The organism is Tistrella mobilis (assembly GCF_041468085.1).
GTDB lineage: Bacteria > Pseudomonadota > Alphaproteobacteria > Tistrellales > Tistrellaceae > Tistrella > Tistrella mobilis_A.
Genome location: NZ_CP121017.1, coordinates 267,353 through 286,485, shown reverse-complemented (window position 1 = coordinate 286,485; position 19,133 = coordinate 267,353). Strand labels below are relative to the sequence as shown.

22 protein-coding genes are annotated in these 19,133 nt (G+C 60.0%); 17 read left to right on the top strand and 5 right to left on the bottom strand.

All coding sequences use genetic code 11. The features are described from left to right. Window positions 1-78: 78 nt before the first annotated feature. Window positions 79-702 (top strand): LysE family translocator, encoded by a 624-nt coding sequence (locus P7L68_RS07090; protein WP_372003677.1) that lies wholly within the window; start codon window positions 79-81, stop codon window positions 700-702. A gap of 12 nt (window positions 703-714) precedes the next feature. Here P7L68_RS07090 and P7L68_RS07085 read toward each other — a convergent pair whose 3' ends face one another. Further along, a complete protein-coding gene (locus P7L68_RS07085) occupies window positions 715-1,260 on the bottom strand; it encodes a cysteine hydrolase family protein (protein ID WP_372003675.1) in 546 nt (181 codons plus the stop codon). A gap of 120 nt (window positions 1,261-1,380) precedes the next feature. Between P7L68_RS07085 and P7L68_RS07080 the strand changes: the two genes are divergently transcribed. From P7L68_RS07080 to P7L68_RS07035, 10 genes are all read left to right on the top strand, one after another. Then, window positions 1,381-2,364 carry a GlxA family transcriptional regulator gene (locus P7L68_RS07080; protein ID WP_372003673.1) on the top strand — a complete coding sequence of 328 codons (984 nt, stop codon included), beginning with the start codon at window positions 1,381-1,383 and terminating at the stop codon, window positions 2,362-2,364. A 254-nt stretch (window positions 2,365-2,618) separates the two neighbouring features. Continuing rightward, window positions 2,619-4,022 (top strand): site-specific integrase, encoded by a 1,404-nt coding sequence (locus P7L68_RS07075; RefSeq protein ID WP_003497302.1) that lies wholly within the window; start codon window positions 2,619-2,621, stop codon window positions 4,020-4,022. A 518-nt stretch (window positions 4,023-4,540) separates the two neighbouring features. Continuing rightward, complete coding sequence (locus P7L68_RS07070) at window positions 4,541-5,035, top strand: TIR domain-containing protein (RefSeq protein ID WP_024896892.1); 495 nt, start codon at window positions 4,541-4,543, stop codon at window positions 5,033-5,035. 87 nt (window positions 5,036-5,122) lie between these two features. Further along, window positions 5,123-5,896: a hypothetical protein gene (locus P7L68_RS07065; protein WP_199777866.1), complete on the top strand. Its 774-nt coding sequence runs from the start codon at window positions 5,123-5,125 to the stop codon at window positions 5,894-5,896. Between the two features lie 15 nt (window positions 5,897-5,911). After that, window positions 5,912-7,090, top strand: coding sequence for a carbohydrate kinase family protein (locus P7L68_RS07060; RefSeq protein WP_003497300.1), 1,179 nt, complete (start codon window positions 5,912-5,914; stop codon window positions 7,088-7,090). 44 nt (window positions 7,091-7,134) lie between these two features. Next, window positions 7,135-8,538: a toll/interleukin-1 receptor domain-containing protein gene (locus P7L68_RS07055; protein WP_003497299.1), complete on the top strand. Its 1,404-nt coding sequence runs from the start codon at window positions 7,135-7,137 to the stop codon at window positions 8,536-8,538. Beyond that, window positions 8,535-9,242: a hypothetical protein gene (locus tag P7L68_RS07050; RefSeq protein WP_024896894.1), complete on the top strand. Its 708-nt coding sequence runs from the start codon at window positions 8,535-8,537 to the stop codon at window positions 9,240-9,242. The genes P7L68_RS07055 and P7L68_RS07050 overlap by 4 nt, the downstream gene beginning before the upstream one ends. Further along, on the top strand, window positions 9,239-9,829 hold the full coding sequence (locus tag P7L68_RS07045; protein ID WP_024896895.1) for a 7-cyano-7-deazaguanine synthase: 591 nt from the start codon (window positions 9,239-9,241) through the stop codon (window positions 9,827-9,829). Before P7L68_RS07050 ends, P7L68_RS07045 begins: the two co-directional genes overlap by 4 nt. Before the next feature lies 1 nt (window position 9,830). Beyond that, entirely contained in the window at window positions 9,831-10,298 is a 468-nt protein-coding gene (locus P7L68_RS07040) for a TIR domain-containing protein (RefSeq protein WP_024896896.1), read from the top strand. Between the two features lie 17 nt (window positions 10,299-10,315). Beyond that, on the top strand, window positions 10,316-11,200 hold the full coding sequence (locus P7L68_RS07035) for a DUF4231 domain-containing protein (protein ID WP_024896897.1): 885 nt from the start codon (window positions 10,316-10,318) through the stop codon (window positions 11,198-11,200). 33 nt (window positions 11,201-11,233) lie between these two features. On the opposite strand, the gene P7L68_RS07030 is transcribed toward P7L68_RS07035, so the two are convergent. From P7L68_RS07030 to P7L68_RS07015, 4 genes are read right to left on the bottom strand one after another with little or no spacing between them, the layout of a single operon-like run. Then, complete coding sequence (locus P7L68_RS07030) at window positions 11,234-12,556, bottom strand: hypothetical protein (RefSeq protein ID WP_003497293.1); 1,323 nt, start codon at window positions 12,554-12,556, stop codon at window positions 11,234-11,236. Then, window positions 12,546-13,427, bottom strand: coding sequence for a hypothetical protein (locus tag P7L68_RS07025; protein WP_024896898.1), 882 nt, complete (start codon window positions 13,425-13,427; stop codon window positions 12,546-12,548). Before P7L68_RS07025 ends, P7L68_RS07030 begins: the two co-directional genes overlap by 11 nt. Window positions 13,428-13,441: 14 nt before the next feature. Next, entirely contained in the window at window positions 13,442-14,458 is a 1,017-nt protein-coding gene (locus P7L68_RS07020; RefSeq protein ID WP_003497288.1) for a nucleotidyl transferase AbiEii/AbiGii toxin family protein, read from the bottom strand. Further along, window positions 14,451-15,044: a DUF6088 family protein gene (locus tag P7L68_RS07015; RefSeq protein ID WP_003497286.1), complete on the bottom strand. Its 594-nt coding sequence runs from the start codon at window positions 15,042-15,044 to the stop codon at window positions 14,451-14,453. The genes P7L68_RS07020 and P7L68_RS07015 overlap by 8 nt, the downstream gene beginning before the upstream one ends. A gap of 50 nt (window positions 15,045-15,094) precedes the next feature. Between P7L68_RS07015 and P7L68_RS07010 the strand changes: the two genes are divergently transcribed. From P7L68_RS07010 to P7L68_RS06985, 6 genes are read left to right on the top strand one after another with little or no spacing between them, the layout of a single operon-like run. Beyond that, entirely contained in the window at window positions 15,095-15,592 is a 498-nt protein-coding gene (locus P7L68_RS07010; RefSeq protein WP_318255152.1) for a helix-turn-helix domain-containing protein, read from the top strand. Window positions 15,593-15,604: 12 nt separating this feature from the next. Further along, on the top strand, window positions 15,605-15,973 hold the full coding sequence (locus tag P7L68_RS07005; protein WP_003497284.1) for a type II toxin-antitoxin system RelE/ParE family toxin: 369 nt from the start codon (window positions 15,605-15,607) through the stop codon (window positions 15,971-15,973). A gap of 1 nt (window position 15,974) precedes the next feature. Further along, window positions 15,975-16,358, top strand: a complete 384-nt coding sequence (locus P7L68_RS07000; RefSeq protein WP_003497282.1) for an XRE family transcriptional regulator — start codon at window positions 15,975-15,977, stop codon at window positions 16,356-16,358. Further along, window positions 16,348-17,091, top strand: a complete 744-nt coding sequence (locus P7L68_RS06995) for an HNH endonuclease (RefSeq protein WP_003497280.1) — start codon at window positions 16,348-16,350, stop codon at window positions 17,089-17,091. Before P7L68_RS07000 ends, P7L68_RS06995 begins: the two co-directional genes overlap by 11 nt. Continuing rightward, the gene (locus tag P7L68_RS06990) at window positions 17,088-17,315 is read left to right on the top strand and encodes an ABC-three component system middle component 6 (protein ID WP_003497278.1); all 228 of its coding nucleotides are present in this window, start codon (window positions 17,088-17,090) and stop codon (window positions 17,313-17,315) included. The genes P7L68_RS06995 and P7L68_RS06990 overlap by 4 nt, the downstream gene beginning before the upstream one ends. Continuing rightward, a complete protein-coding gene (locus P7L68_RS06985; protein WP_003497277.1) occupies window positions 17,312-19,057 on the top strand; it encodes a DUF2326 domain-containing protein in 1,746 nt (581 codons plus the stop codon). Before P7L68_RS06990 ends, P7L68_RS06985 begins: the two co-directional genes overlap by 4 nt. Window positions 19,058-19,133 lie beyond the last annotated feature (76 nt).

Here is a 19,133-nt window from a genome sequence, read left to right as displayed (position 1 = left end):
GGGCAGTCGGGCTGGCAGATAGGTCAGTCATACTGCCATACTACCCCCGTCTTCGCTCAGCGTACAGGAGCCGGCGCGATGGCCGATCTCTCCAGCATCACCCTGCCCGGGCCTGCCGCCCTGCCCGAGCTTGCAGGTTTCGCCGCCGCAAGCCTCGCGATCACCTTCAGCCCGGGCCCCAGCACCATCGCCATGACGGCAACCGGCAGTGCCTTCGGCCTGGCCCGCGCCCTGCCCTACGCCCTGGGCAGTGCGCTCGGGACGATCTCGGTCATGGCGGCAGTCGCCGCCGGCCTCGCCTCGCTGCTGCTGGCGGAGCCGGCAGTGGCGACCATCCTGCTGATCATATCGGCCGGCTACATCCTGTACCTGGCCCTGCGCATCGCCACCGCCCCGCCGCCGGGCCTGCCCCAGGCCGGCAGCCGCCCGCCGGGACCGGCCGGCGGGGTGGTGCTGGCCATCACCAACCCCAAAGCCTGGCTCGCCTTCGCCGCCCTGTTCGCCGGCACCGGTACCACGCCCGGCGAAATCGGGCCGCGGATTCTGATCCTGGCAGGCTCGATCATCGCCAGCCATGTCGTCTGGCTGCTGCTCGGCGCCGGCTTCGCCCGCCTGCTCCGCCGGCCGCGTGTGTCGCGGACGGTCAATGTGGTGCTGGCGGTGCTGCTGGTGGGATCGATGGTGGTGGCGGTCAGGGGGTGAGGCCGGGGGGGGTCAGCCTGCCAGCTCGCCGGTCGCCACGACATTGGCATAGGCAAAGCCCAGCGCCGCCATGAAGGCCGCATGGACCTGGGCGGCCGGGACGATCACGCCGCCGAACTCCTGGTCGCGGGTGGCGCAGGCGTCATGGGCGACGGTGACCTCGAAGCCCAGATCGCGGGCGGCGCGGGCACCGGCATCGATGCACATATGGCTCATGGCGCCGGCGATCACCACGTGGTCCACGGCCATCTCGTGCAGCAGCGCGTCCAGCCCGGTCTCGCGGAAGGCGTTGGGAAAGTGCTTCAGCACCACCGGCTCACCCTCCGCCGGAGTGACGCTCTCGTGGATGCGGGCGCCATCGGATCCGGCGACGAAGAAGGGCGCGCCCTCGCGGGTGAATTCGTGGCGGACATGCACCACCGGCTCCCCCGCCGCGCGGAAGGCGGCGATCAGCCGGGCGACATTGGCCGCTGCAGCCTCAATGCCGACCAGCGGCCAGCGGCCACCGGGGAAATAGTCGTTCTGGACGTCGATTACGACGAGGGCGCGCTTGCCCATGACGGCTGCCTCCTGGCCTTGCTTCCGCTTCGGGACATCCGGGCGGTGATGGACAGGCTAGCCGCAGGCGGGCAGGCTTGGGATCGGCGGAACCGACATTCAGAGGGGCGAAACCGACAAATGACCGACACGCTGCCGGAGCCGGTCGAAATCGGCCTGCTGCTCTACCCGGACGTCCAGGAGGCCGCGATCCACGGCCTGAGCGACCTGATCCTGATCGCCGACCGGCTGCGGGCCGAAGACGAGGCCACGGGTCCGGCGCTCCGCCTCAGCCATTGGCGGGCGGACGAGACGGGAGAGGTGCGGCGGCTGTTCGACAGCCATCCGGGCCGGCCCGGCCGGCCGGCGGCCCTGATCCTGCCGCCCAGCCTGGCGCCGCCGATCTCGCCCGAAGCCGCCGCACCGCTGGCCCGCTGGCTGACCGCCCGTCATGGTGACGGCGCCGTGCTGTGCTCGGTCTGTGCCGGCGCCTTCCTGCTGGCCGAAACCGGGCTGCTCGACGGCCGCCCGGCCACCACCCACTGGAATTATCACGACCGCTTCGCCAGCCGCTTCCCCGCCATCCGGGTCGATACCGCCCGGCTGCTGATCGACGACGGCGACCTGATGACCGCGGGCGGGGTGATGTCGTGGACCGATCTGGGCCTAGCCCTGATCGCCCGCCTGCTGGGGCCGGCATTGATGGTGCGCACCGCCCGCTTCCTGCTGATCGACCCGCCCGGCCGCGAACAGCGCGCCTACAGCCTGTTCGTGCCGCGGCTCGACCATGGCGATGCGGCGATCCTGAAGGTCCAGCACTGGCTGCAGGCAACGGGGGCACGCGAGGTGCGGCTGCCCGATCTGGCGGCGCGGGCGGGGCTGGAGGAACGCACCTTCCTGCGCCGCTTCCGCAAGGCCACGGGCCTGCGGCCGGTGGAATACTGCCAGCATCTGCGTATCGCCCGCGCCCGCGAGCGGCTGGAACGGAGCGCAGAGACCGTCGACCGGATCGCCTGGGAAGCCGGTTACGAAGATCCGGCATCTTTCCGCAAGCTGTTCCAGCGGATCACCGGGCTGACGCCGGCGGCGTATCGGGAGAGGTTCGGAGCGGGCGCCGGGCGCTGATGGCGAAGCCGGACATGGTGCGAGAGGGGGGACTCGAACCCCCATACCTTTCGGTGGTCGATTTTGAGCGGCCCAAAGGACGATATTCTAAACACCGCCGATTGCAAGTAAAAGCGCGAAAACCTACTACGATCAATGATTTAGCTTGACCATCGTAGGCTTCAAACTTCTCCATACTTGCCGGCAATAGCCGGGAATCGTGCTCCTAGACACCCTCGCGCGACTCCTACGACTAACGTGTTTGGAGACCTCTGATGGCCAAAATCAAACTCACCAAGACGGCTGTGGACGCCGCGCGCCCGAAGGAGCGCGAATACGAACTCCGCGATACGATCGTACCGGGCTTCATGCTGAAAGTCACACCGTTCGGCGGCAAGATCTTCATGCTCGCCTACGTGACCAATTCCGGCGTCCGCCGGAAGCCCGCGCTAGGTCGATTCGGAGAACTCACCGTCGATCAGGCCCGCAACCTGGCACAGGACTGGCTCGCGGAGGTTCGTTATGGACGCGACCCGTGCGCGGAGAAGACAGCCGCGCGCGCAGCACCGACCATGAAGGAGCTGTGCACCAAGTTCATCGAGGAGCACTCGAAGCTTCACAACAAGCCCTCCACCGTCGCGACGAACGAACTGAACATCAAGAACCACATCCTTCCGCGCCTGGGCCGCTACAAGGCTCATGAAGTCACCCGCGCCCACATCTCGGAATTGATGACCGGCATGGCCGACCGGCCGGTGAACGCCAATCGAACGCTCGCTGCCCTTCGGAAGATGTTCAACCTCGCCGAACTGTGGGGATATCGGCCAGACGGCTCCAATCCGTGCAGGCACGTCCAGAAATTCGCGGAGAACGGATCGACCCGGTTCATCACCGACGAGGAGATGCGCAAGCTCTTCGCCTATCTCGACCGCTCGGACCGGGAGGGCCTGGAGCATCCCTTCATCACCCTCGCCATCCGGCTCCAGTTCGAGCTGGCGGCGCGCAAGTCCGAGGTGCTTACGCTCGAATGGGCCTGGATCGACCTCGAACGCCGGCGCGTGACCTGGCCTGACAGCAAGACGGGAGGAATGACGAAGCCTCTCAGCGACGAGGCTCACCGGCTGCTCAGCAAGGCTCCGCGCTTCGAGACGTCGCCCTATGTGTGCCCGTCGATCTTCGATCCCTCGAAGCCGATGACGGACAATACCTATCAACACGGATGGCGGCGCATCCTTGCCCGAGCGGGCGTCCCCCATGTCGGTACGCACGGCATCCGCCATCGCGCCGCAACCGATATCGCGAACTCGGGCGTGCCATTGAAGGTCGGTATGGCGCTCACGGCGCATAAGACCGTCACCATGTTCATGCGCTACGTTCACAACGAGGAAGACCCGGTGCGCATGGCTGCGGATGCGGTCGCCGCGCGCAGGCGCATCGTCGTCGGCGCCGAAGCCCCGGTCGCTGAGGAACCGTCGACAGAGGTCGAGATCGAGGTCGGCGCCGCGCTGGAAACAGCGGACGTTGCCGAGCCCGCGTCGCCGCCTCCCGGCCTGGAAGACGGCAAGTATTCGTCGCGCACCAAGGTCGGAAACTATCGGCCATTCCGCCATCGCAACGGGGCCAATCGCGCCACCCCGCCCGGCGCCCGACATGATGAAAACAGGGAGGCAACGCGATGAGCGCGCCCCGTTTCACATCGATCCCTGCCGAAGCACGAACGGAGGTGCGTCATGTCGCGACCTAACAACCGAGCAAAATGGCCGTCCGCAGACCTCCTCGCGCGCGCGGTCTACGTGGAAGATGCTGGCCCCGTCCGCTTTGTCGATACAGACGCAGCGGCAAGATATCTGGCGCTCGATGCCCATACGCTCGAATGCTACCGATCTCTCGATACGGGGCCGGCATTCTACAAGTTCGGACGCTACGTCCGGTACGCGGTCGGCGACCTTGATGCCTGGGCGGAAAGCTGCCGACGTTCGACGACCGCTTCTCCGGAAGCACCGCGCATTCTCCCTCTTAATCGAACATAGGTTTGAGGCTATGTCTCTTGGAGGGGCACGCTCACTCTTCCTTCGAGGATGAGATTCGAGCCTTTGACCGAGAGTTCTGAATCGCGTTGGGGTTCGCACGCGGCGAAGGAAGCTTCTGAGTTTTGTAGATCGGGTTCAGCGTTAAGTAGTCTTGGGGGGAACGGAAAATGTCGACTTACGTCGTTTTCGATGGCGATAACGACCAATGGGCTTACCGGTATGTCCGGGGGTGGCATGCCAACCCCAGAATACCGTTCCAGTTCGTGGACTCTCATGATCTCGACAACATGACGTCGCGTGCTCAGAATGAGGATTACGTAAAATCGAAATTGCGGGAGCGAATGCGACAATCGACAGCAGTTATGGTGTTGATTGGAAACTCGACCAAGAATCTTTTCCGCTTTGTAAGGTGGGAGCTAGAACTCGCGTTGAGCTTGGATCTGCCGATTATTGCCGTCAACCTCAATGAAAGCCGCGTACAGGACAGTTTGTGCCCGCCGATCATTAGGGATCATTGTGTTGTACACGTACCATTCAAACTGAAGGCCATAGAACATGCTATAAGACATTGGCCAACTGAATTCCAACATTTGAGCCGCACCGAAAGGGCCGGGGGAGCACGGCACTACGGCACGGATCAGTATCGTAGCTGGGGCCTGTAATTTAACGCGGAGGGGACGTCGATTTTCAATCTTTTGATGTTTAATGCTGATTGGCCATCGGGAAGAGTCACTGTGCCGATCGGCCGGATGTTCGAATATACGGAAGCGCATATCGCCGAACTATTCAGATTGAACAATACGCCACTTCTGGACAAACTTACGGCTCTGCCTTGTCTCTTCTGCGAAGAGGGGACCGGCGATGAGTCCGCGTATGTCGGGCAGATAAACCGGGCGCGCATCGTAGGGGGCGAAGTCTCACTCGAGGTAAGCTTTGACCCCGACGTTCCTCCCCTAACAAACTCGCTGCTTTATGATAGCCGGGCTGAACTGGACATGCCCCGAGATTTCGAATTCTCTCGCAACCATTGGGCCGTGAAAGAGGTCGACTTGTACCGCTTTTTACTTCGCCAGGTACGCCCCCGGCGACAGCGGCCAACGGTCTTCCCATTGGCCGAGCATGAGAATTTAGACCCCCATCTTGCATCCGCCATGATGCCCTTCGATGCGGCGTTTAATCCTGTTTTTGATGCTATCCGAAACGCTGCTCAAGGTGTCGGACTTCGTTGCCGACGGGCGGACGACATCTGGGAGAATGCGTCAATTATTCAGGATGTCGTTTCCCTGATTGATCGTTCGCGCATCGTGATCTGTGACTGCTCAGGTCGAAATCCGAATGTATTTTACGAAGCCGGGATTGCACACACCTTAGGTCGAGAGGTCATCCTCATTGCACAAAGCGATCACGATATCCCGTTCGACCTGCGCCATCTCCGATATGTGCGCTACCTCAACAACGACCAAGGTCGGGCCGAGTTGTCCGCGACGCTACTAGCCCGCATGCAGACAATCATCGGCCATTAGCTGGACGTATGCATCATGCAAATCGCAGGTGGACTATATCGCGAATTGTGCGAAACGCCGAAGTGGAACGCACAGTTTGGCTCGGGCGGGCGCGCGGCGGCAGCCGTCAGTGCTCTTTCGCCAGGGAGCACTCTTCACACCTATGCACGGGACGAGAGCAGCCCGGGAGCGGACGAACTGTCGGACCTCGGTGTGCGGCTATCCCGCACCCATTCCGATATTGCGATCGCATTTGCGTACTTCCACCCACTGTCTCAACCACACATCGAGCCGCGACCTGGGTCATTTCCTCAGCAGCCTCCGATACATGTTTCGGGAGATGTGGTCCTGAGATTCGGGTTCCTGGAAGGATCTGCCATCGTGCACGCTGTCCGCGCGATTTACGATCCTCAGACAGCTGTCCGTCCTGAGCCATTTGGAGCCAATGGCTCGACAGCGAAACGGCTTGCTTTGGTTATGAATGAGCTAGAGCTCTGCCGCTATGCGGGTTGCACCGACTTGGCGACTGCCGCCGCGAAAGCCATGTCGCATGGCGATCGGGTGACTGTGATAGTCGTAAAAAGAGGGGTGCGGGGGGTCACCGTCTTTGAGCGTCATGCCGAACCTAATACCATTCCCGCATATTATTCATCTCGGGTCTTCAAGATCGGAACAGGGGATGTCTTCAGTGCCGTGTTTGCATATCATTGGGGCGAAGCCGGAACTTCCGCGGCCGAAGCCGCGGACCTCGCCTCCCGATCGGTGTCCGCCTACTGTGAGACAATGACCCTTCCGGTGCAAACCGACTTGCTCAGTAGCCGCGAGCCCATAACAGGGCAGGCACCAAACCGGATTGTTCTGCATGGCTCAACATCTACAATCGGAAGGCGGTATACGCTTGAGGAGGCGCGCTTCCGCCTGAAAGAGCTTGGTGTTGAAGTGCTCTCACCTCAACTCGATGAGGTCCCAGATTCATTCCTCGAAAATGCACCTTCACTTCTAGTGGCGGACGGATTGAGCACAACGGAAATTCGACGACTCTGCGCAACGCGATCTCACCAAAATATTGTAATACTGGACGAGGAGCAGCGGTCCGATATCGCTGCACTCTCCGATCTCGGCGTTACGATTGTTCCCGACTTCGCCTCGTCTTTGTACCGAGCTGCCTGGCCTCGTGCATCTTGCCGTAGCCTAGACAGTTGCGGCGACGCATAATTTGTGAGACTTCTGATTCACTACTCTGGGGGGAGTAATTACGTATGTCAGACGTCTACATAGTCTATTCACGAGAAGATGTCGGACAGGCGGAGAGATTAGTAAAAACACTTTCAACCCGATGGGATGTTTGGTGGGACGATAAAATCGTCGGCGACTTCTCGACCGTGATCGAACGTGAAATCCAGAATACAAAATGCGTCGTTCCGCTCTGGTCGCCGACAGCTAAGGACAAGAGTAATGTAAAGGACGAACTCCGCTTAGCTGAGCAATATAATATTCCGATTATTCCCGCTAAGATCATTCCGACAAATGCGCCGTACGGCTTTAACGGCTATAGTGCGGTTGATCTTCTGGGCTGGACCGGAGAAGACGATCATCCTGGTATCCAGCACCTGATGCGCAAGATTTCGACTGTCGTCCCGCCGAGGATGGCGCCAACCCGCCCATCAGCCATCGCTGCGGGTAGAGTCCCCCTTCCGAGCTTGTTCCTCTCCGTGTCATCACACGAGACACAACTCGTTCCTCTCGAAGCTCTTAAGGCTCTTCGTCTCTTCGGTACATCGACGGTCCTTGTCTCCGCCTACGACCTGTTTCCACCCCGCCGCCCTCGAGGTATCCAGCAGGAGCTGAAGCGTATCCGCGCGCAAGGCGGATTTGTCCTCGTCGATTCAGGCAATTATGAAGCGACGCGACGCGACGACGACAGCTGGAAGCCCCAAGATTTCGAATTGGCGCTGGAAGGGATTTCACACGATTGGGTGTATTGCTTCGACGAGATGGATCCGTCGAGGGACAGAAAGCGTGCGGTTGGGCAAGTCATTGCAGCGGTCGAACGAGACAGGAAGTTCACCAAAGCCCCCGTCCTTCCAATCATTCATGCTCCCGCCACTAGGTCGAAAGGGTACGATCTTACTATTCTCCCCGAGGTCGTGCGGGATGTCGCCGACCAGCTCCAGCCACCGATGATCGCGCTGGCGGAGCGCGAGTTGGGCCGAGGGCTGATCCAGCGCGCACAGACCATGAGGCGCGTCCGGAACGAGCTTGATCGCTTATCCTTTTATCAGCCGATCCATCTCTTGGGTACGGGAAATCCATGGAGTATAGCGATCCTAACGGCAGCTGGAGCAGACAGCTTCGATGGGTTAGAGTGGTGCCGGGTTGCCGTTGACCGACAGCAGCACAGATTAAATCACTACCAACATTTCGATTTTTTCGCATACCAGGCGCAGATGGCGGCTTCGGCCATCACTGTTTCTGCGCTCTCCGACGATAATATAGACTACGCAGGTAAAGTTGCCTTCCATAATTTGGACTACTATCGGGAGCTAACCCACGACTTGCAGGCTGCCGCTTCAACAAATCGCTTAGAAGCATTTGCCGTCGGCCTGTTGGGCCAATCCAATTCAAAACAACTTAGGGATCAAATGCCGGATTTGTTCAGATGAGAAACGATGCTGCCAGGCTGGAGCACGCCGTTGCCGCAATATGCCCGGAGATTGAAGAGCGGGCTAAGCGCTCTCAGAGTGCGCTTGACGAGCGAAATCTCTGGTGGGAACTCTCATGCTGCCTGCTCAGCAGTCAAGTACCGTATGGGCTTGCCGTAGCCACCGCCGATGCTTTGGATAAACGGCAGCTTCTCCTCAACACATCGGCACCCCGGGCCGAACTCGCCGATGAAATCCTCGGGGTTCTCCGTCAACCTGTACTGGTGAACGGCAGCCTTCGAAATTATCGCTTTCCTCGATCAAAGTCGATGCAATTGGCCTCTGCGCGCGAATCGGTCTCGCAGGAAAGCGGGGACCTGTGCTCACTCGTGCATGCCTTCGGAGATGCGGCAACCGCTCGCTCGTGGCTTGTGTCGAACGTAGCTGGAATCGGGCCAAAGCAGGCGAGTATGTTCCTGCGTAACGCAGGTATCAGCTACGATCTCGCAGTCCTGGATCGCCACGTATTGAACTACATGACGATTATTGGACTCTACACAGGGGCCGGCCGAGCCATCTCGAAGCTTTCACACTATCACATGCAAGAAGATAAACTGATTTCACATGCAAATAGGCTCGGATTTGCAGTCGGCCTTATGGATTGGGCGATCTGGATAGTGATGCGGGTTGCGGGTTCTCAAGATACGGAGCGCGCGTTAGCATGAGCATTGTCACTCTCGTTTCCGGTGGGCTTGATTCCACGCTGGTCGCCTACCTCGCAAAAGAGGAAGGGATTCAGCAATATCCGATTTTCATCGACTATGGGCAGCGATCCCGCGATCGAGAGCACGCGGCTTGCCGGTCAGCGATGGCCAAGTTGCAGCTACCAGATTTGGAGGTGGCCGACCTGTCGGGCTATGGCCGCCTCATTAAGTCCGGGTTGACGGACCCGAACCAGCGAGTGCTGGAGGATGCGTTTACTCCTGGTCGAAATCTCCTCTTTCTGCTTGTAGCAGCAGCCTACGCATTTCAGCGCGACGCCGATGCGATATCGATTGGACTCCTCCATGAGGAAACCAGCCTGTTTCCTGACCAGACATCGGCGTTCTTGCAGGAGGCGGAGGCAATGATCGCAAGGAGCATGGGGCGTGAAATAAAGGTCCTTGCACCGCTCTCGTCGTTCCACAAGCAGGAAGTCATCGAACTCGCGACGCTTAAAGGCATCGAGGGCACTTATTCCTGTCATCTCGGGGGTGAAACACCTTGTGGAGCGTGCATAGCATGTAATGAATTCAAGGCTGAGGGGGTCTGATATGGGCGGCGGGAGTAGCGGGAGCTGGAGCAGGTTAGGCGACATTCGGTCCCTGGAGGAGAAAGCCAAGGCGGCGCTTCAGGGCGGCAAACGAAATGTCTTTATCAGTTTTGCAACCGAAGATATGGACGAGGTCAATCTTCTGCGCGCGCATGCGAAGAACGAGAACAGTGATATCGAGTTCAACGATCATTCTGTTCGCGAGCCCTACGACAGCGAACGCGCAGAATATATCAAACAAAAGATCAGCGAGCGGATAGAGCGCTCATCTGTTTGTGTCGTCTACATCTCCGACAATACTGCGCAAAGCCGTTGGGTGACTTGGGAAGTGGAGACCAGCCTCGCTCTTGGGAAAAAGGTGGTGGCGGTTCACCCCAAGGGGGGCGCCCCACGGCAAAATCCGCCTTGGGTGGCGAAGCACGGCGTGAAAGTCGTCCAGTGGAATCAATTGGCCGCTGAACTGAAATAGCCCGGAGATCCGTCGATATGACGCCTGATAGTTTTCCCGCCCTGTACCGCTCGGCAGACGGCTCCGCCGCCGATGCCCAGTCCACCTATCTAAGGCTTATTCGGCTGCAGTACCTTCTGCTCACTGTCGCAGCGACGATCTCTATTTGGTTTGGAGCGTCTCCTGATCTATACATCGCTTATGCGTTAGTTCTGGCCGCCTCTACGGGTCTCCTACTATATATGGCAGTCCAAAAACCTGAGAAAGAGTGGTACGGGTGCCGAGCGCTGGCGGAGTCGATCAAGACATCAACCTGGCGTTACATGATGCGAGCTGAGCCATTCGAAGATGCCCCGAAACTCTCAACAGTAGCAGAGAAATTCTCGGAGTTTCTGAGGGCGATTCTGGATGCCAACAGCCACGTCCGCGACTCGATAAGCCGTCGGCCGGTAACCGGCGATCAGATCACCAACGAAATGAATGCGGTTCGTGCTCTGCCTCTCGCAGAGCGTGTTCAACGATATAATACTGACCGGATTACGGACCAACGCGAATGGTATGTAGCAAAGGTTACCTGGAATAGGCAGCGTTTTCGCCTATGGATATTGATATGCGTCCTCGTTCAAGGTGCCGCAATCGCTTTAGCTCTCCTCCGAATCCGCCATGATCCACCATGGATGATTTGGCCAACCGAACCTTTGCTGGTGATAGCGTCTTCCGCCATAGGTTGGATCCAACTGAAGAAATTCAACGAACTCGCTTCTGCCTACAGCCTCACCGCCCACGAGATCGGCATCTTGCAGACGCGGCTTGGCACGATTGACAGCGAAGAGAAGTTTTCTGCCTTCGTAAATGAAGCCGAGCGAGCGTTCTCTCGTGAACATACCCAATGGGTTGCCCGCCAGATCGAGAATGCGCCCTGATTTGATCATACGCCAACCGATCAGCGAGTGAGTTCATTGGCGAATGCGATGCAGGCGAAAAAGTTTGTCGAAGAAATCCTTGATCTTCGCTTCGGCGCCGTCACCGACCAGTTCATTTGCACCGAACCGATAGACCTCATATCCCGCAAGGCGCAGCTCGCGGTCGGCCGACACCATATCGGCATAGACCTTCAATGAAGGAAGGTCGTTTTCCGAGAAATGGTGCTTACCGTCGACCTCAATCACGACGCGCTGACGGCTGGGTAACAGAAGCAGGAAGTCCATGCGTTGACGCGGCAATGGAAGCCGGTGACGCAGGGTTTTTACGACGGCAGGATCATAGTGAAGGTAGACCTGCGGCAGCAGCGCGGGCAGCGCCTCGCCGAGGGTAGACCGATAAGCCTTGAAGTAGGCCGCGAAAAGCTTGCGTTCCGCATCCGAGGCCAGGGATTCCTGGAGACGCGCTCCGAGTCTTGCGGCATCAGCACCGGGCGTAACGTCGCCCCACCAGGAAACGAGTTCCGACCACAGAAGGCCGCTCGCGCTGATCGGCCGGTCGTAGATCAGGCAGCTCTCTTCGCCGGACAGAATGACGATGTCGTTGTTGATCGCATCGGCGAAGCCGATTTCCGGCTTCGGTCCTCGTGACGCAAAGATCAGGTTTTTCGGCCGGCCGCCAACCCCCCGCACCAGAGAGCGGAAACTGAAAAGCGGATGGCCGGATACCTCGCCATCCTGCGCAAGCTCATATCCATCCCGCGCGAGCACCCTGTTCAACGCTTCGACTGTCTTCGTCTGCTCATCACCTGATCGGGAAAGGGGGTGAACAGCTTGTTCGAGCAAGGCGCCGAACCTGGCCCTGGAACAATCGAAGGCCCCGATTTCTCCAAACAGTTGTTCGACCGACCAATCGCCGGGATTGTGATCCATGTGCCGGGCGATGCGGTCGCGCAGGCTCTGGCCTTTGCTGCCAAAAAGGGCTTCGAATGGTGAGGAAAGCGGGAAGTAGCTCTCGACGACCTCCACGGTGCTACGCTCGCCGGCGAGGTCGTTGCCGAGAATCCGCGCGACGTCTCGTCGTGTGATCTGCGTCAGCGGTGGATCATCAGCCTCAAGCACCTTGCGGCCCGCCTCATCAAGCGGGATGTCGCTGCGAGCAGCAGCGAATTTGAGCGCCAGTCGAGCCAAGTCCGCCTGCGTGAGGTTTTCGAGCGCAAGTTCGATACGCTGCCGTTTTGAGAAGCCCTCTGGTGCCGGCACGACCAGCCCAGCGACCAGCCCCGGCTCCTGACTCATTTGGGCGTGGCTCATCCCGTGCAGAATTCCGAAGATAAGCCGATAAAGATCATCCGCCACGCCCGGTCCCTCTCAGGATCACACGCACAAATGCAAACATCCGCGTAAACAGATAATCCACCTGATCCAGAGAGGTCAGGGTTTCTTGGGTCGTCTCGGAATGACGAATGCGAAAGCTGTTCCCTATGGAGGTCAGCTCAGCGGCCTCCCGCCCAAGGGCTTCCCGGAATCCAGAGTCCGGCGTGGCGACACGGTCCAGCATCGCTTCGGCCTGAGCGCGCTTGTTGGCGCCGGGTTCCAGTGTCTTCAGCCGTTCAAAGGCATCCCACAGTTTCTCCAGCGCGTCCTGCCTGTCTTCAGGTTTGGGCGATAGAAACCGTTGGCGAGCGGCTTCGAGCAGGCGGTCCGTCTCCGCATCACCGGTATGAAACATCGCCCAACCGAGAACATCGGCGACCGGCTGTGGGAGAAGCCGGCGGGCCTGTCCGCTCGATGTGAGTTCATACGCAATCGCGTTCCGGCGAAACAGGAGGTTTACGTCGGCTACGAACCGAGCAAGGCCGCCGTCCCGGTTCCAGCTCAAGTGATGGTGACCGAAGTAGGAATGATAACTGCCTTGAATCGGCTCGCCGACGGCGCTGGCGCAAAACTCGAGCAGATCGAGGATCACCGGCGTATCGGGCACTTCGTTCACAGAGAACGGCCATTCGATCCACGGCACCTCGGCGCCCAGCACCCGGCTGAAGGCTTGGACGTCACATCCGCACGGACCATTCCCGTCGGGGCACTGTTCCGGAAAGCGAAAGCCAAACGAGCCATCGCCAATCCTCGTCTCGATCAAGGTGAAAAGACCCGCCCACAGACGGTCACCAATGACATCGATTGTTGCAGGGCGTGCCCCATATTCACGATCCGTAAAATAGCTCGACACCCTATCTCCCATCATCACTTCGCAGCACGGTTGGCTCGCCCGGCGATGTCCGCACATCGCATGATCAGCGCCTCGAAGGGTTCCGCGTCGTCAAGCAGCAACCCATCCTCGACCATGTGCGCATAGTCCGTTGCCAGCGCAGCGCGCGCATCTCCGTCCGGCACGAGTTGCAGCTTTCCACCGACGGCGGCTTCGTAGTCGATAACCTCGCCATCAACCGTCTTCGCCCCGAAGAACATGGTTTTGTGGCGGGCAACCGCGTCGGCGAGCTCACGATCCGATATTGCGGCGTTGGCGACCCCCGCATCATCCAGTCGGACGACATCGTGCCAATGACGGGCGAACCGATCGCCCCGCAACCGGCCCTCGAGGCAATAAACATGCATTGCCGTCGCTTTCTCCCAGAAGGTTCGCTCGGCATGCATGACCCGGGGACGAGCCGTTGGGAATTCGACGCCGTCGACCAATCCGGCCGCGTCGCATACAACATCGCGCGGGCTGGCCGGCTCCCCGGTCGAGCGGGCGCCGAATTCCAGCATCACGCTCGGAGCCACATAGCCCGATCCCGAAGAGGTCGCCTCATAGTCGATGAACAGCTTGTCGCCTTCGGCCCTGAACGTTGCAGGCAACGACTGCGCGTCGATCGCGCGGGCAAGGAGAGGTCGGACTGTTCCGTCGACCCATTCTGGCAGCCGGTGGCGGACTGCCTTCGACCATCGCTTCTCCTCACTCCGGTTTTTCGGCAGGCCCTCGCCGTTTTCGCCCACCAGGTCGGGGGCGATGGCGCGGATGTCGTAGGTGAGATCCACGTCCTCGGAAAAACGCCGGATGACGTGATAAGCCTTTGACAGTGATGTGCCGCCCTTGAACACGAGATGTTCGCCGAAATTTGACCCGAACAGCGTTGCGAGAGTCCAGACGACCCACACGTCCTTTTCAAGCAGATGGGCCGGGCGGCCGGATCGATCGGCGGCAACGGCAAGAGCCTCGCGCCGATCGTTCGCTGACAATGTGACGAAGGCTTCAGCCATGAGCGACCTTGCCGACCGATCTGGCGAGCCAGCTCGGTAGTTGCGGCGCGGCCGCGACAAGCTCGCCGAACGTAGAAGACGGCAGCTTGTGTTTCAGCGTCTTCAAGGCCGCTTCCGCCTTCTCCGGTCCCAGCCAGGCGAGTGCGCGCACGGCCTGCCCGGCAGGGCGATCGGCCAACGCCAACTGCCAGCGTGGCGCATGGCGCAGCTCAATAGTCTGCTGGCCCAGAGTCATGGTCCGGCTTCGGCCCGAGGTCAGATAGACCGACCGGACCGGTACTTGGGTCGTGAGCCCGAGCGCATTGGCAGCCGCCGCTCCGTTCGACACGATGATTTCACCACGCTGCGTCGCAAGGGCTTCAACGGCTTTATCGACGGAGGGCGCGCGAACGCCGAACCGGCTCGAAACCGGACGTAGGTAAACGCCGCGCCCGGCCCGTATCAGCCGGCCACGTTCTGCCAGTCGCGACAATGCCTGGTCCAATGCGGGGCGGTTGCCGAGATGGAGCAGGCTTTTCGCGGCGATCGGAGCGCCCTCGGGCAAACCCTCGGTATGCGCCAGAATCTGTTCGGTCAGTCGCTGCATGATAAATCTCCTGTCAGAAATATACGCAGTTTTCTGACAGTTTTCAATCTATGTGGGAACGCCATGACTCATGTTTACGCCCGCTCCCCGGACTGTCGCGCGGAGTCAGGGATGTTCGAATTATCTGCGGTCGGGGCGCTAGTCCCCCACCCGTCTCGGCAATTACAGACCCTATCGTCACCGCAGCGGCGAAAACCGCTCGGTTCCGCCTGGCTCGAAGCGCACCGAAGCGATGGAGGCCGGTCATGTCCGATAGAGCAAAGCCGGATCGCCGCTGGCCAACGCCGGACATCCTCAAGCGCGCCAGGTTCGTCGACGAGGCGGGACCAGTTCGTTTCGTCGACACTGAGGCGGCGGCGCGCTACCTCGCCCTCGAAGCACATACGTTGGAGTGCTACCGCTCGCGAGGAGGAGGCCCCGCCTATCATAAGTTCGGCAAATGGGTCCGCTATGCAGTCGATGATCTGGACGCTTGGGCTAAGAGCTGCCGTCGCACCACGACGGTATCGCCAGAACCGCCCCGCATCCTTCCCATTGACCGGATATAGGTTCTAACCTATATGGAATGGGAGGTCGAATTCCACTCCGCCTTCGAGGCTGAGGTTCTGACTTTTGAGCGTGATGTCCGGGTCGCGTTGATCGCCGCCACCAAGCTGCTGTCCGATTACGGACCGCAGCTTAGCCGGCCTCACGCCGACACGCTCAAAGGATCGAAACACGCCAATATGAAGGAGCTGCGCTTCGAAGGCAGCGATGGCGAATGGCGTGCGGCCTTCGCTTTCGATCCCGAGCGCAAAGCCATCGTTCTTGTAGCGGGTGACAAATCGGGCGTCAGTCAGAAGCGCTTCTACAAAACGCTGATCGCAAAGGCGGATCTACGGTTTTCCGAGCATCTGGAAAGCCTGAAATCCGCAAAGAAGGGCAAATGAGATGGGTCGGAGCCTGAATGACATCATTGCCGCGCTCCCTGCCGAAGAGCAGGCAGCGATCGACGCCCGCTATCAGGATTTGAAGCAGGAAGTCGAGGGCCTTCGCGAGTTGCGGCAGATTGCGGGTAAGGCCCAGGCTGAGATCGCATCCGCGCTCAACATCAAGCAGCCCTCGGTTTCTCAGATCGAGCGACAGACCGATATGTATCTCTCCACTCTCCGCAGCTATGTGGAAGCTGTGGGGGGAGAGCTCGAATTGACGGTCAAGCTGCCGCAGCGGCCCGCATTGCGGATTCACCAGCTCGGCGATGCCAGCGCTCCTCCACAGATAACGACCCGCCGTCCTGGCACGCGCGCGCAGATGGGCGGTCGGCGTGGGCGCTAGTTATCCGACGAGAATCATCCTGGCGTTTCGAAGCGGCGGCGTCTGCGCCTTTCCGAAATGCGGCAAGCATCTCACCTACGACGCCCAGGTGGGAGACGACACCTATGTCGGCGAGGCGGCACATATTCGGGGTGAAAAGCCGACCGCCGCGCGCTACGACGCCTCCATGACCGATGCGGAGCGCGATAACGTCCGCAACCTTATCTATCTCTGCACCGACCACCATACGATCATCGACAAGGTCGAGGCTGATTGGCCCACCGCGACGTTGCAGCAACTGAAGGAAAGCCACGAAGAGCAGGTTCGCCAGGCGATGGAGGCGGCTTTTGCGGACGTTGCCTTTCCCGAATTGCAGAACGCTGTGTCGTGGGTCGCCAGCCAAGCTCCTGTAGGCAATGGATCGTTCGATCTCACCGCGCCCGACGAGAAGATCAAGAAGAACGCTCTATCGAACGGATCTCGGCATATCATTGCTGCCGGTCTGACCTCGCGAGCTACCGTTGGCGACTATGTCGAGGCCGAAGCGCAGCTCGATCCGGACTTTCCCGAACGCCTGAAAGCCGGCTTCCTTGAGGAATATTACGCGCGTCGGAAGGAGGGCCATAAGGGCGACGAGCTGTTCGAGCTGATGTGCGCCTTTGCCCAACGCGGGTTGCGTCGGCAGGCGGACAAGACTGCTGGTATCGCGGTGCTGATCTATCTTTTCGAAATCTGCGACGTGTTTGAGAAATGATTCTTCCGACCAAACATATCCCGCAGAACGAGGCGCTGATCGGTGTCGGCGCGACGCTGCTTGCCCACCTCAGCATGCCCATGACCGTCTCGGGCCTTTGGGAGCGTCTGCGCACGGAGCCGAACGTCGGAACTTTCGAGCGGTTCGTGCTGGCCTCGAATCTCCTCTATCTCATCGGCGCCATCGACATTCGAGACGGCCTCATCGTCAGGACCGCCTCATGATCCGAGCTGTTCGCGCCAATCACAAAGGCTTCCACGCCGCTCTGCTTCAGCCAGGAGTCAATCTCATACTGGCCGACCGATCCACCTCGGCCGGCGACAAGGACACGACGAACGCACTTGGCAAATCGACGCTCATCGAGATCATCGACTTCTGTCTCGCAAGCAATACCTCACCCGGAAAGGGACTTCGCATCGAGGCTTTGCAGGGTTGGGCATTCACGCTGGAGCTTTCCCTGTCCGGCCGCGACGTCGCGGTAACGCGAGCCACCGACACGCCCGGTTTCTTCGCGATCGAAGGCGCGACCGACGACTGGCCTGTCCGCCCGACCCCTAACAAGGAAGGCGTGCCCGGTCTCGACGCGAAGAAATGGCGAGCGGTCCTCGCCTGGGCGCTGTTCGGCATCAGCGAGTTGTCTGCCGAGTCGGGCTACAAGCCCTCGGCGCGGTCGCTGCTTTCCTATTTCGTGCGTAACCAGACAGCCGCGTACAACATCCCCTTCAAGTATTTCGATAATCAGAAGACCTGGGATATCCAGGTCCACAACGCATTCCTTCTCGGATTGAACTGGGAGAAAGCTGCGACCTGGCAGCAGCTCAAGGATCAAAAGAACGCACTCGATGCGCTCAAACAGGCGATCAAGACCGGAGCGGTCGACGGCGAACTGGCGTCCCTCGGTGAACTCGAAGCCGAACGCCTTCGCCTGTCGACACAGCTCGAACGCGAGCGCGATGCTCTCTCAAGCTTCCGCGTGCTTCCCCAGTACCGTGAGATCGAGGGCCAGGCGAACGTCCTGACCGGCGAAATCCACGGCTTGGTCAACGCCAATATCGTGGATAAGCGCCGGCTCGATCGCTACCGCGACTCGCTGGTCAGCGAAGATGTCCCGACCGAAGACCGGCTGGAAGCTCTCTACGGTGAGGCGGGCATCGCCCTGCCTGGCGCCGTCAAGAAGACGCTGGAGGATGCGCGGGCTTTCAATGCGCAGATTATCGCCAACCGCCGCGAGTTCATCGCCAGCGAGATTGCCGCGCTTGAGGCTGCTGTCAGCGAGCGCGAGACGAACATAGCGACTCTCACGGATCGCCGTGCCGGCTACCTTAGCGCGCTTGCCGGACAGGGCGCGCTGGAGGAACTGACGCAGCTACAGGAGCTGCATGCCGCCACCCGGCTGAAGGTCGATGAACTGACCAACAGGATCACACAGCTTCGCCAGATGACCACGAAGGCGGACACGATCAAGGTCGAGACCGTGGAGTTGAAGCGAGCGACAGCACTCGATTATGAAGAACGGCGCGCACTCTGGTCACAGGCGCTCAGCCTGTTCTCTGAATTCTCCGAGAGTCTCTACAAATCGCCCGGTCGCCTAGTCATCGACATCGATGATACGGGCTACAAGTTCGACGTAGAGATTGCCGGTAGCCCGAGCGAGGGTATCAGCAAGATGAAAATCTTCTGCTACGATCTCATGCTGATCTCATTCGCGCGGCAGCGCGGTCTCGGGATCGACTTCCTGATTCACGACAGCACGATCTTCGACGGCGTTGATCCCCGTCAGCGAGCCCACGCGCTCGAACTAGCGGCAGCGATGGCCGCAAAATACGACTTTCAATATATCTGCACCCTCAACACCGACATGGTCCCGGTCAGCGACTTTTCGCCGGGCTTCGACTATGAAGCGCTCGTTCGGCTGCGTCTGACGGATACCGACGCGAGCGGTAGTCTGCTCGGATTCCGGTACTGATTGGGGGGCGCACATGGTCGGGTCTGGCTCTTCATTTTCGGAACGCTTCGGTTGCCACCGCGCCCATTCCGGGGGC